We start from the raw sequence: 12,212 nt of genomic DNA, 5'->3' as shown, positions 1-12,212 counted from the left end.
GATGAATAGCTCACCGCCGCGACAAACACAACTGCCATGCCGCCTCAGATCTGGCGTTGACGCTCCGCATCGCGAAGCGCGGTGCGCACGCCCTCCTCAATGACGGGGTGATAAAATGGCATGGACAGCATCGCCGCCAAGGTTAATTTCTGCTGAACGCTCCATGCCAGCAAATGGGCAAGATGCTCGGCCCCCGGCCCGATCATTTCCGCGCCCAGAAAACGGCCCGACGGTTTGTCGGCATAAATACGCAACACCCCTTCGTTGACCAGCATCACCCGGCTGCGCCCCTGATCGGAAAAATCGACCCGGCCGATCACCACGGCATCCGGATCCAGTTCGGCGAACCGCGCGCCGACCAGCATGATTTGCGGATCGGTGAACACCACGGACAGCGGCGCACGGCGTGCGAGCGGCAGGCAATGCGGCCACAGCGCGGCATTGTCGCCGGCCGCCCGGCCTTCATCCGCGGCTTCATGCAACAGCGGACGGAAATGATTGGCGTCACCGGCAAGAAACACCGGCTGACCGGAACAGGCCAGCGTGCGCGGATCGAAGAGCGGCACGCCGCGCGCATCAAGCGCGAGCGACGTGTTGTCCAGCGCAAGACGAGCGACATTGGGCGTACGCCCCGTGGCCGCCAGCACAAACTCGAAGGTTTCGTTGACATGCACGCCATCCTTGTCCCGATAGCGGATCACCACTCCTTCGTGCGCGGATTCGAGCGAGTCGACGCGCACTTCGGCATCCAGCGCCAGCTCTCTTGACAAGGCCACCTTCGCCGTGGCTTTCACCTCCGGGTCGCTCAGCGAGCCCAGCGAGCCGCTCATCCCGAAAACCCGCACCCGCACACCAAGCCGGCTCAGCGCCTGGCCAAGCTCCAGGCCAATGACGCCGGGACCGAACACGGCCACGGAGCGCGGCAGGGAGTCCCAGGCGAACACATCGTCATTGACGACCAGACGGCTGCCGAGCCCCTCAAGCATGGGAGGGATCGAAGGCGACGCCCCGGTCGCGATCACCACCGCGCGGGCTTCGATCCGGGTGTGGCCGTCCACATCCAGCAAACGGTCGGCGATGAATCGCGCGTAACCGCGCAAGCGGTTCTGCTCCGGAATGCTCTCCATGCCGCGCGTGACAAAACCGACAAAGCGGTCGCGCTCCGCTCGCACCCGCCGCATGACCTTCGCGCCGTCGATCACCACACCGCCGGTCACGCTCACGCCGAACGGCTCGCCGCGCACCGCATCGTGCGCGGCGTCGGCCGCGGCGATCAGCAGCTTGGACGGCATGCAACCGACACGCGCGCAGGTCGTTCCGTATTCGCCGCCTTCGATAATGACCGCCGACGCCCCCCGCGCCACCGCCGCCCGATAAGCGGCCAGACCGGCGGTTCCGGCGCCGATGACGGCCACATCAACCCGTCTTGCTCCCATGAGCGAATCCTTCCATGCGTATGTACTTAACGAGAAAGATAGTGGTGTCGCCCCTTCTGCGCATCAAATTGATTAAACAAAGCATTGCCATAGAATTTATCAATAATCCACTTGCCGTCTTACCCGGATCACGGCCAGTCCATTACACTAGAAGCCTACCGCCGCCCCGGCTGGCGCGGTTTTCCCTATCAAGGAACGAGAGTTGCTCAAAGGTATCCATCACGTCGCCATCATCGTCACCGACATGGAACGATCCCTGGACTTTTACCACCGCGCGCTGGGTCTGCCGGTGCTGGCCGACACGTGGCGCGCGGAACGCTCCTCCCGGAAAACCGATCTGTCCCTGCCCGATGGCGGTCAGCTGGAACTGTTTACCTTTCCCGGATCCCCCACCCGGCCCTCCCGGCCCGAAGCCAATGGCTTGCGGCACTTGGCCTTCGCCGTCGACTGCGCCGACACGGTTCGCCGCGCGCTGATGGCGAGGGGCGTCGCCTGCGAACCGATCCGGCTTGATACTTTGACCGGACGCCGCTTCTTTTTTTGCAGCGATCCGGATGATCTACCCCTGGAATTCTACGAAAGCTGATCCATGAACAATCCTTCACGGCTCTGCCTGGCCCTGCTGCCCTTTTTTGCGCCCGCCGCGGCCTTCGCCGGTTTCGACGGCGACCTGCTGACGGCGCGCGACGCGGCGCGCGCCAACGACATCCCCCGCCTGGAAAACATCGCCAACACGGCGCCGCGCGACAACCCGCTCTCCCTGTACCCCGCTTACTGGCTCACCCAGAAGGCGCTGGAAGTCCAGGACGACGCGCAGATCACGCGATTTCTGTCCGTGGCCCGCGAGGGTGTTCTCGCCGAGCGCATCCGCCGCGACTGGCTCAAGCAGCTGGGCAAGCGGGAAGACTGGACGCGCTTCGCCGAAGAATGGCCCAAACTCGCCGAAGAAGGCCGCGACGAAGAGGCCCAGTGTTACGGCGATGTGCTGGCGATGCGCCAGGGCGCGGCGCCCGCGAACCTCAACCGCTTTCTCGAACCGCGGCCGCTGGGCGACGGCTGCAACCGTCTCCTGGCGCTCGCCCTGGAAAAGGGCGCGGTCACGCGCGACTGGGCGCTGCGGCGCATGCGGCTGCTGCTGTCCGGCAATTACGTCACCCAGGCGCGGCAGCTTGCCGCCCTCGCCGACCTGCCGCTCGACACCGGTTCGCTTGGCGCCCCGTTGAAAGCGTCACCCGGCACGCCGGCCGGGCAGGAAACCCTGCTTTACGGCATCGTTCAAAAGGGCCGTGACGATGTGAATGGCGCTGCGCAGATTCTGAGCGGCCGCCAGGACGAACTGACCCCGGCGCAACGCGGTTTCGCCTGGGGGCAACTGGCCCTGTTCGCCGCCCGCAAACTGAATACCGCGCAGGCCTCCGAATGGTTCGCCCGCGCGGACAAATCCCAGTTGACACGCGACCAGTGGGAATGGTGGGCGCGCGCCGAATTGCGCCAGGACCGGCAGGAGGCCTTGCAGACCGTCATCCGGGCGATGCCTGAGGATATCGCGGCCCGTCCCGCCTGGCAGTACTGGCTGGGCCGCAGCCTCAAGCGCGACGGCAAGGCGACCGAAGCGAATGCGCTGTTCGCCCGGGTCAGCGCCGGCCACCACTACTACGGACTGCTGGCACTAGACGAACTGGGCAACGCGGCCTCCGAACAGGGCGATACGGCGCGGCCCTCCGAAGCGGACATCAACCGCATGAGCAAGGATCCGTCGGTGCGCCGCTCCCTCGCGCTGTTCGCACTGGCGCAAGACCGCAATCGCGCCGATTTTCGTGGCGATGCGCAGGTGGAATGGCGCTACGCGATGCGCAACCGCACGGACATGGAGTTGCTCGCCGCCGCGGACATGGCGCGCAAGATCGGTTTTTTCGACATGGCGATCTACAGCGCTGAACGCACCCGCAAGGAGCATGATTATTCACTGCGCTACCTGACGCCCTATCGCGACATCACCCAGCGCTTCGCCCGCCAGCTCGGTCTCGACGACGCCTGGATCTACGGGCTGATCCGCCAGGAGAGCCGTTTCATCACCATCGCCCGCTCCGGCGTCGGCGCCAGCGGTCTGATGCAGCTGATGCCGGCCACCGCCCGCTGGGCCGCGCGCAAGATGGGATTGGGCGACAAGATCGCCATCAACGATATCGAGACCAACATCCAGATCGGCACCTGGTACATGAAGTACGTGATGGACAATCTGTCCGGCAGCGCGGTGATGGCCACCGCCGCCTACAATGCGGGTCCGGGCCGGGCCCGCAACTGGCAGGATGTCCGACCGCTGGAAGGCGCGGTGTACGCGGAAACCATTCCGTTCAACGAAACGCGCGACTATGTACAGAAAGTGATGGCCAATGCCTCTTGGTACTCAACAGGCATGGGCCGTGAAAAGCTGTCCCTGAAAACCCGCCTGGGTACCATTCCGGCACGCTAAGCAATCAGGAGTTTTCGATGACACACCAACGTATCGCGATCATTGGCGGCACGGGCTTCATCGGCGGCCGTATCGCCGCGCGTCTCGCCGCGCGGGGGGTGCGCGTCACCCTGCTGTCGCGCCATCCGGCGCGCTGTCCCGCGGCCCTCTCGCTGCTGCCGCTGGTCGACCTCGTCAGTGGCGAGATGGGCGATCCTGCCCGGCTCGGCTCGGTGCTCGCCGGACACGATGCCGTGATCAGCATGGCCGGCATACTGCACGGCAGCGTGAAAACCTTCGATCACGTCCACCACCGGCTTGTGGCCACGATTGTCGCGGCCTGCCAGGAGCGGGGCATCCGCCGCCTGATCCACATCGGCGCGCTGGGCGCCGCGCCGGACGCGCCAAGCCACTACCTGCGCAGCAAGGCGGCGGGCGAAGCGCAGGTGACCGGCAGCGGACTGGACTGGACGGTGCTGCGGCCATCGGTGGTCTTCGGCCGGGGCGACCGGTTCCTGAACCTGTTCGCCGACCTGGCGCGCACCCTGCCCGTGCTCCCGCTGGCCGGCGCCGGAACCCGTTTTCAGCCGGTATGGGTCGACGATGTGGCCCGCGCCGCCGAACAGGTCATCGACAACCGGCGAAGCGTCGGCGTCACGCTCGATCTGGTCGGTCCGAGGGAATACACCCTTGCCGAACTCGTCGCGTATGTCGGCGACCTCACCGGACATCCGCGCCCCATCCTGCCGCTCCCGGCCGGCCTGGCCATGCTGCAGGCCGCCGTGATGGAGTGCCTGCCCGGCGTGCCGCTGATGAGCCGCGACAATGTCCGCTCGCTGGCGGTCGACAATATCAGCCGGCAGGGGTTTCCCGCCGAACTGCTGGGCTTCGCCCCCCGAGCCGTCGAATCGGTGGCTCCGGACTACCTGGGGACCCGGGAAGTCAACCAGCGGCGCGCCCGCTGGCGAACCCGGGCGGGACGAGCGCAATGACCGCGAAATTCTATGCCGTCGGCGGCGCCGTGCGCGACCGCCTGCTCGGACTGCCGGTCAAGGATCGCGACTGGGTCGTGGTGGGCGCCACCCCCGACGACATGCTGGCGATGGGATTCCGTCCGGTGGGCAAGGATTTTCCGGTATTTCTCCATCCGCGCACCCATGAGGAATACGCGCTGGCCCGCACCGAACGCAAAACCGCCCCGGGCTATCATGGCTTCGTGTTCCACACGGATCCCTCCGTCACGCTGGAAGAGGATCTGGCCCGGCGCGATCTGACCATCAACGCCATGGCCGAAGACCAGGACGGGACGATCATCGATCCGTACGGCGGACAGGACGATCTGTCCCGGCGCCTGCTGCGCCATGTCGGCGCGGCGTTCGCCGAGGATCCCGTGCGCATTTTGCGTCTGGCGCGCTTTGCCGCGCGCTTCGATTTCACCGTGGCGGACGAGACGGCGGAGCTGATGCGCGACATGGTGCGCAGCGGCGAAGTCGACGCGCTGGTCGCCGAGCGCGTCTGGCAGGAGATGTCCCGCGCCCTGATGGAGTCGCGGCCTTCGCGTTTTTTCCGGATCCTGGATGGAATCGGTGCCCTCGCGCGGGTCGCGCCCGAACTGGCCGCGTCGCTGGGCGATCCCGACGACGATGCCCACCCCTTGCGCCGGCTGGACGCAGCCGCTGCAGAAAATCCCGCGCTGGAGATCCGCTTCGCCCTCCTCGCGCACCGGCTGCCGCAACCAGGGCTTGACGCCTTGTGCGCGCGCTTGCGCGTCCCCGGCGAGTGTCGAGACCTGGCGCATCTGCTGATCGCCCGGCAGCGCGAGATCGCCGGCGCCGACGGTCTGGCGCCGGACGCCATGCTGGCTCTTTTCAAGGCCACCGATGCCTTGCGCCGTCCTGAACGGTTCGGAGCGCTGCTGTCCGCCTGCGCCCTGGCCGCTCCCGGGGGGCTGGCCGGACCGGTCGCGCGGCTAAACACCTCGCTGGCGGCCGCGCGCGGCATCGATGCGGGGGCCGTTGCCCGTGCCACGCAACCCGCCGCCCTGATTCCGGCGCGTGTCGATGCGGCACGCGTCGCCGCCATGGCCGCCTCGCTTGACCGTCAATGACAAACAGATCAGACTGGCTCGTCCATACCCCCACCGAATCATGGAGACACCATTCCGATGCAAGGCGCTCGCGAGTTTTTTCATCAGCTGAACCGGGATTACCTGGCTGTTCACAAGGCCAAGGAGGATCTGTTCTGGGATACGTACATGGCCATCAGCGACGACCATGCCGGTTTCGCCCGGGCAGAGCAGGAGTACAAGGCCTTCATTTCCGACCCGGACAGACTTGCCGCCACGCGCCGCCACCTTGCCGAACTCGACGCGCGCGCCTCCGCCGGGGAGCACGATGACCTTCGGCGCGGGCTGAACGGCTGGCTGCAACTGTTCGAATGCAACATCATCGACAGCGACGAAGCGAGGGAGCACCTGGCCAGGCTGATCGACATGGAGGCCGGGCTGTTCGCCCGCCGCCGGGATCTGGCGCTCACGCACGTGACGGCCGAAGGACACGAGGAGCCGGCCACGCTGGGTATCCTGTCCACCAATCTTGGCACGAACCCGTCCGAATCCTCGCGCAAAAGCTCGCATGAGGCCTTGCTTGGACTTGAGGACTGGGTGCTGGCCAACGGTTTTCTCGACATCGTGCGCCAGCGCAACCGCCTGGCTCGAAGCCTGGGCTACCGCGACTACTTCGACTACAAGGTGCGCAAGAACGAGCGCCTGTCGACAGAAGACCTGTTCGCGATCCTTGACGATTTCGAAGTCCGCACCCGGGACGCCAATCGCCGGGCGCTGGACGACCTGGCTTGCGGCAAGGGAAGCGATGCGCTGCTGCCGCACAATTTCCGCTACATGACATCCGGCGACATCCGGCGCCAGAGCGACCCTTACCTGCCGTTCGGCAAGGCGCTCACGCGCTGGGTGGAAAGTTTCCGGCGCATGGGAATCACCTACCGGGGCGCCCGGATGCAGCTCGATCTGCTCGAGCGCCCGGGCAAATACCAGAACGGATTCTGCCACGGCCCGATTCCGTCCTATTTCGACGAAAACGGCAATTGGGTCGCCGCGCAGGTCAACTTCACCTCGGAGGCCAAGCCCGATCAGGTCGGCAGCGGCAGCCGCGCGATCAATACCCTGTTCCATGAAGGCGGACACGCCGCGCACTTCGCCAACGTCACCGGCAACGCCCCGTGCTTTTCCCAGGAGTTTCCGCCAACCTCGATGGCCTACGCGGAAACCCAGTCCATGTTCTGCGACAGCGTGCTGGAGGACGCCGACTGGCTCAAACGCTACGCGCGCGATGCCCGGGGAGAAGCGATGCCCGACGAGCTCATCCGCGCGCGCATCGAAGCCAACCAGCCGTTCGCCGCCTTCAACGAGCGCTCGATCCTGGTGGTGCCCTACTTCGAGCGGGATCTCTATCAGTTGTCCGACGAGGCGCTGACCCCGGAACGCGTAAAGCAACTGGCACGGGACGCCGAACAGCGCATCCTCGGACTGCCCGTTTCACCGCGTCCGCTGCTGGCGATCCCCCATCTTCTCAACCAGGAGTCGGCGGCGTCCTACCACGGCTATCTGCTGGCCAACATGGCCGTTTACCAAACGCGCGCCTGGTTCCTGCGCACCTACGGCCATATCACCGACAACCCGGAAGTCGGTCCCGCGCTGGCGCGCCATTACTGGGCGCCGGGCAACAGTGTCAGCCATAACGATACGCTGATCAGCCTCACCGGCGAAGGCTTCTCGGCCCGTTACCTCGCCGACAGTTGCACCCGTACCGTGGAGGCGGCCTGGAACGATGCCCGCCGGGCGATCGCCGACGCGGCAAGCCGCGCCTATCCGGATACGGCGCCGGCAACACTGGATGCCGATATCCGCATCGTTCACGGTAGCGAGCGGATCGCGGACAACCACGACGGAGACGAGGCCATGTGCCGCAATTTCGAGCGCTGGATCGCCGACCGCTACCCGGGTATGGTGCATTAGCCGCGCATCTGCATGATGGCCCGCCAGAACGCTTCCCGTTCCTGACGGGCCGCCGCCTCCCCAACCCCGAGCCCGCCGGGCGGCGCCTCGCTCCCCGGAGGGGTTCCCACGTACCAGGCCACCCGGGCGCGCTCCGGCACATGGCGAGGATCGCGGCTGAATCCGAAGATCACGCATCCCGCATCGCTGTCGTAGTAATAGCTGCGTGCCCACAGGGTCAGCGTCGTCAACGCCCTGCCCGGCACTTCGACCGCGTACCAGTCTCCGCCGCTTGGCGAGCGCCGATCCCACAGCGTCAGGCTATTCCCGGAAAACGGCACGAGAATCAGTGACAAGGGTATGCTGCCGCAGCGCACCCAGGCTTTCTTCAAAGAAAAACCTCGCGCCGCTCCGGGAGAGGGCAGCTCGAAGCACGCGGTTTCCACGCCCCGGACCTCTTCCGCGATGATTCCACAGGAATCGGTCCGCTCCGCACCCCACACTTTCGGTCCGTTGCCCGGGTAATAGCTCATGGTCACGATGCGCGGGGTGAAGTTGAAATACTCGAGATAAATACTCCGCATATCGGCCAACGGCTGGCCGAATGGCGTTGTCACCCACTTGGCCCACCCGGCGCAAACGTCATCCCAATCGTCCGCCGTGCCATAGGCAGGACTATAGACATCCCCGAACTCGATATTGTCCGCCCGCGCCGGATACGCCTCCGCGTCAAGATGCGCGAGGATGCGCTGAAAATCGTCCAGCAGCACGGTTCTCTGCTGCTTGTACGGTTGCCAGTACTGATAGTAATCGGTCATGTGCGGTCCGCCCCCGGATGGCTCGTCTTTCGTCAGACGCGCTTCCTCGCGGGCGATCACATGACAAAGATAGGCGCTGTAGCCCGCCAGCACCTGACGGGCCTGTTCAAGAAACACCCGGTAGACATTTTCGTTCATCCCCCACTCCCGGCCATGCAACACGCAATCGCGCAACAAGGCCATGTGAATGCAGGCGAACATGGCGAACAACGGCGCCAGCAACCATTCGAAATCCTTGTTGCGGAATTCGCTGGCGGCCTCTACGCACAGGGTGTTGCACGCCACGAACTGCATGCGGATCAGCTCGCCATCGCCGGACTGCTTGACGCGGAGGAAAAGTTTGAGGGAGTGGCCGATGCCGTTCAGGCGGCTGTGCAGCAAACTGAACACGGCTTCGTCGATCTTGCGATTCACGAGCGCCTCGATCCGCTCGCGAATTTCTTCCCATACGTCCTGCGCCGAGAACGGCCACAGCAGGGAGGCGAGCGTGGACAATATGGCGCCCACATCGGGAATCATGGACAAACCCAGCAGGATCAATGCCTTAAGGTCCTCGAGTGGATCCTCGATCGGCAGGTCGCGGCGGCGCTTCCGTCGGAAAGACAAACCGTCAATCCTCATCCTGCCTCCTTGGCCGGCGCGCCGACTGGTGAATGGACAGGATTGGATCGGAGACGAAACCCCGGGTTTCTTCCGGATTTCCCGAAACGCCGGTAATCCTGACCGTAACCGCGCGTCTTTTTCCCGAACCGGGCCGCCACACATCCGCCCGACACTTTTTTTGCGCTCCGGCCTCAAGTTTTTCGCCAAGCGGTCGACAGGGGCGCTATAACGATATCACTACTGTATGCCGAGCTTAGGCGTCGTCATGGCTTCACTGATCGACCCCAACATTCTTCTGCCGACCTATACGCTGCTGTCCGGCCTGTTCAGCCCCGTATCGAACACGGCAAGCACAGCGCAGACCCCATCGACGTCGATCGCGGCCCGCACCCAGGTCAGCATCTCGTCGCTGGGCCAACTGCTGTCCGCGCTGGACAGTTTCCAGAGCACGCTGCAATCCCTGTATTCCACCTGGCAGAGCATGCAGCCGGTGGCCAACAGCAGCAACAGTTCGGTCGCGACCGCTTACTCGAGCAGCGCCACCACGAACGGCAACTACACCATCTCCGTCAACAGCCTCGCGCAATCGCAAACCCTGCAGAGCAACGGTTATGCCAGCACGGGAAGCGTGATCGGATCCGGCTCCCTGACAGTACAGACCGGAACGGTCAGCGGCACGACCTTCACCTCCGACGGCAGCACTCCGGCCACGATCTCCATCGCCAACGGGACGCTGGCGGGTATCGCCAACGCCATCAACACGTCCGGATCGAGCATCAACGCCACGATCGTGTCCGACGCCAGCAACCTCTATCACCTTGTTCTGGCGAGCAATTCACCTGGAAGCAGCAAGGGTTTCACGGTCGCCAGCAGCGGCGATGCGGCGCTGGCCAATTTCGCCTGGACGCCGGCATCGCCAGGCAGCATGACGCTGACGCAACAGGGTAGCAATGCGTCATTCAGCGTCAACAGCGTGGCATCGAGCTATGCCGGCAACACGGGCATCGGCATCGGCAACGGCCTGTACCTGAATCTTGCGGGGACAGGGAGTACACAGATATCGGTGGCCACCAGCCTGGGCAGCGTCTCCGACAGCGCCCAGCAGTTCGTCTCCGCGTTCAATGCGCTCCAGACCTCCATCAATGCCTTGATCGGCACCAACATCCAGACCGGCGTGACAGGAGGCCTGCGAAGCGATCCGATCGCCAACCGGCTGGTCGGCGACCTCAACCACATGGCGCTGGGCAGTTTCAGCAACGGCAGTTCGTCCCTGACCTCCCTGCTACAGATCGGCATCGATTTCCAGTTCCCGCAAAGCTACGGCCTCGGTGGCACACTGACCCTCAATTCGGGAGGATTGCAACTGGCCTTCGGTTCCGACACCAATGGCACGGTCGGGCTGATCCGGACCGCCGCCCAGTCGTTCTACAACCTTTCCAATAGCTACAGCAATTTCGGCACGGGAAGCATCCCCCTGACGCTCACCGCCCTGAATAAACAGCTCGCCACGGAAAACGTCCTGAACCGGCCAGCCCAGGGCACCTTGCCCGGCAGCATCGCCAGCCTGCTGATCAGCCAGGCCTCCACGGCCAAGGGGGGAGGACTCACCGCCCAGCAACTCTACGCGATGATGCAATACGCGAGCATCTATGCGCTGTCGTCGCCCTACTCCGTGCAGTCCGCCCTGATCGGCAATATCGCGTCGCTCCCATCGGCATCGGGGTCGCGCTCCGGCAACACGGTGAACGCCGTCGCCTGACAATTTCTCATTTGGCATCGACATTAGAAATAGATACATTTAAAATAACAACAACAATAACGACCGCGTGCTATCAAAACCCATGAACCATACGCACTCTCGCGCTTGCCGCCACTCGGCCTGCCTGTCTGTGGCCGCCATTTGCATGACAGTGTTTTACTGGCAATTGGACAGCCTTCCGCAAAAACTGCTGCTCGGCGCCATTCAGGCGACCGTGCTGATCACCAGTTTTCTTCTGCAGCGCAGCCAGCGCCAATATGAGGCGTGCATCGACATCCATGACTGGACGATCACCCGCAGCGGGCTGTACGAACACCGAATCGAGGCCATCCGCCACAAACGCGGCAATGTTCCGAGCGTCACCGTTTATCGCGTAGAGCATCCGGGGAGGTTGCGCAGGACCGGCTGTCTGGATGAGCTGGATGCGGAGGGCAATATCATCCTGCACAGCCGCACGCCGCTGCAGGGAGTGGTGGTCGTGAAATTCTGAGAGCCGGGTCAGCGCGCAAGAAAATACACGGTCAGCTCGGAATCACCGGCCCGACAATGGCAGGCGAGCCGCGCGACATCCGGCCGGTCGGGCCACTCGGGCGAGGCCTGGCGCTCTGGATCGGCGAAACCGGCACGGGCAAGGACGTTGCGCTCTTTTGACGAAACGGGAACAAGGCCGGGCTGGCCCTGGTGAGAAAGACGCACCACGCAGGTGCCGCACGTCCCCTGACCGCAACGCCAGTGCAGGGGAACGTCGTGAAGCCGGGCCAGATCCAGCAGGGAATCGCCAGGTTCGGCATCGAGCGCCGCGCAAGGCTCGCCGGCGCCCTCCTTCCAGAAAACGACCCGGGGCATGAGAAACGGCGCGTCAGGCCGCCCTGATCGGCGGGGCGCCCGCCGATACGGCCGACTGCGTCTCCTCGAAGCGCTTCCAGTCGACGATCATCACCTGGGACAGGCCGCAGTCCACCGCGAGCTGGGCCTCGATGATTTCCAGCACCTGATGGTTATGAATGGTGTCGTCGAGCACAACCTCGGCACGACGCATCACGCTGTCGTCCGGTGTGACAAACCAAATGCAGTAGCGATTCATTCTTCCTCCGGAACACCCGTCCCAAAGCCCGGCTGAGGGAAAAGGCTG

The 12,212-nt window shown here is 64.5% G+C and carries 11 protein-coding genes; 7 read left to right on the top strand and 4 right to left on the bottom strand.

Features of this window, described 5'->3' with window-relative positions; translation table 11 throughout:
- Positions 1 to 44: 44 nt before the first annotated feature.
- A complete protein-coding gene (locus JNO50_RS09415; protein ID WP_189536049.1) occupies positions 45 to 1,436 on the bottom strand; it encodes a dihydrolipoyl dehydrogenase in 1,392 nt (463 codons plus the stop codon).
- 202 nt (positions 1,437 to 1,638) lie between these two features.
- On the opposite strand from JNO50_RS09415, the gene gloA2 reads away from it, so the two are divergent.
- The 5 genes from gloA2 to JNO50_RS09390 are packed head-to-tail and all read left to right on the top strand — an operon-like array spanning position 1,639 to position 7,921.
- The gene (gene gloA2 / locus JNO50_RS09410) at positions 1,639 to 2,022 is read left to right on the top strand and encodes an SMU1112c/YaeR family gloxylase I-like metalloprotein (RefSeq protein WP_215796325.1); all 384 of its coding nucleotides are present in this window, start codon (positions 1,639 to 1,641) and stop codon (positions 2,020 to 2,022) included.
- Between the two features lie 3 nt (positions 2,023 to 2,025).
- Positions 2,026 to 3,909, top strand: a complete 1,884-nt coding sequence (locus JNO50_RS09405) for a lytic transglycosylase domain-containing protein (protein ID WP_189536051.1) — start codon at positions 2,026 to 2,028, stop codon at positions 3,907 to 3,909.
- A gap of 17 nt (positions 3,910 to 3,926) precedes the next feature.
- Positions 3,927 to 4,880: a complex I NDUFA9 subunit family protein gene (locus JNO50_RS09400; protein WP_189536053.1), complete on the top strand. Its 954-nt coding sequence runs from the start codon at positions 3,927 to 3,929 to the stop codon at positions 4,878 to 4,880.
- Positions 4,877 to 5,995, top strand: a complete 1,119-nt coding sequence (locus JNO50_RS09395; RefSeq protein WP_189536055.1) for a tRNA nucleotidyltransferase/poly(A) polymerase-related protein — start codon at positions 4,877 to 4,879, stop codon at positions 5,993 to 5,995. Before JNO50_RS09400 ends, JNO50_RS09395 begins: the two co-directional genes overlap by 4 nt.
- A gap of 57 nt (positions 5,996 to 6,052) precedes the next feature.
- Complete coding sequence (locus tag JNO50_RS09390) at positions 6,053 to 7,921, top strand: M3 family metallopeptidase (protein ID WP_189536057.1); 1,869 nt, start codon at positions 6,053 to 6,055, stop codon at positions 7,919 to 7,921.
- Here JNO50_RS09390 and JNO50_RS09385 read toward each other — a convergent pair.
- Positions 7,918 to 9,324, bottom strand: a complete 1,407-nt coding sequence (locus tag JNO50_RS09385) for an insecticidal delta-endotoxin Cry8Ea1 family protein (RefSeq protein WP_189536059.1) — start codon at positions 9,322 to 9,324, stop codon at positions 7,918 to 7,920. The genes JNO50_RS09390 and JNO50_RS09385 overlap by 4 nt on opposite strands.
- 262 nt (positions 9,325 to 9,586) lie before the next feature.
- On the opposite strand from JNO50_RS09385, the gene fliD reads away from it, so the two are divergent.
- Both fliD and JNO50_RS09375 read left to right on the top strand, forming a co-directional pair.
- Positions 9,587 to 11,080 (top strand): flagellar filament capping protein FliD, encoded by a 1,494-nt coding sequence (gene fliD, locus JNO50_RS09380; protein ID WP_189536061.1) that lies wholly within the window; start codon positions 9,587 to 9,589, stop codon positions 11,078 to 11,080.
- An 82-nt stretch (positions 11,081 to 11,162) separates the two neighbouring features.
- Positions 11,163 to 11,570: a hypothetical protein gene (locus JNO50_RS09375; protein WP_189536063.1), complete on the top strand. Its 408-nt coding sequence runs from the start codon at positions 11,163 to 11,165 to the stop codon at positions 11,568 to 11,570.
- Positions 11,571 to 11,578: 8 nt separating this feature from the next.
- Here the strand turns inward: JNO50_RS09375 and JNO50_RS09370 are convergent, their stop codons facing one another.
- Together JNO50_RS09370 and JNO50_RS09365 are read right to left on the bottom strand one after the other, a co-directional pair.
- Positions 11,579 to 11,926, bottom strand: a complete 348-nt coding sequence (locus JNO50_RS09370) for a 2Fe-2S iron-sulfur cluster-binding protein (RefSeq protein WP_189536065.1) — start codon at positions 11,924 to 11,926, stop codon at positions 11,579 to 11,581.
- A 13-nt stretch (positions 11,927 to 11,939) separates the two neighbouring features.
- Positions 11,940 to 12,164, bottom strand: coding sequence for a hypothetical protein (locus JNO50_RS09365; protein WP_189536067.1), 225 nt, complete (start codon positions 12,162 to 12,164; stop codon positions 11,940 to 11,942).
- Positions 12,165 to 12,212 lie beyond the last annotated feature (48 nt).

Source organism: Paludibacterium paludis (genome assembly GCF_018802605.1).
GTDB classification, from domain to species: domain Bacteria; phylum Pseudomonadota; class Gammaproteobacteria; order Burkholderiales; family Chromobacteriaceae; genus Paludibacterium; species Paludibacterium paludis.
Note: the sequence above shows the minus strand (reverse complement) of the source record. Positions and strands in the feature narration are given on the sequence as shown.

Bases quoted from the DNA above. Each gene is read 5' to 3' on its own strand.
- JNO50_RS09390 (WP_189536057.1), top strand. From the start codon at position 6,053: ATGCAAGGCGCTCGCGAGTTTTTTCATCAGCTGAACCGGGATTACCTG.
- JNO50_RS09415 (WP_189536049.1), bottom strand. From the start codon at position 1,436: ATGGGAGCAAGACGGGTTGATGTGGCCGTCATCGGCGCCGGAACCGCC.
- JNO50_RS09375 (WP_189536063.1), top strand. From the start codon at position 11,163: ATGAACCATACGCACTCTCGCGCTTGCCGCCACTCGGCCTGCCTGTCT.
- JNO50_RS09365 (WP_189536067.1), bottom strand. From the start codon at position 12,164: ATGAATCGCTACTGCATTTGGTTTGTCACACCGGACGACAGCGTGATG.
- fliD (WP_189536061.1), top strand. From the start codon at position 9,587: ATGGCTTCACTGATCGACCCCAACATTCTTCTGCCGACCTATACGCTG.
- JNO50_RS09405 (WP_189536051.1), top strand. From the start codon at position 2,026: ATGAACAATCCTTCACGGCTCTGCCTGGCCCTGCTGCCCTTTTTTGCG.
- JNO50_RS09395 (WP_189536055.1), top strand. From the start codon at position 4,877: ATGACCGCGAAATTCTATGCCGTCGGCGGCGCCGTGCGCGACCGCCTG.
- JNO50_RS09370 (WP_189536065.1), bottom strand. From the start codon at position 11,926: ATGCCCCGGGTCGTTTTCTGGAAGGAGGGCGCCGGCGAGCCTTGCGCG.
- JNO50_RS09400 (WP_189536053.1), top strand. From the start codon at position 3,927: ATGACACACCAACGTATCGCGATCATTGGCGGCACGGGCTTCATCGGC.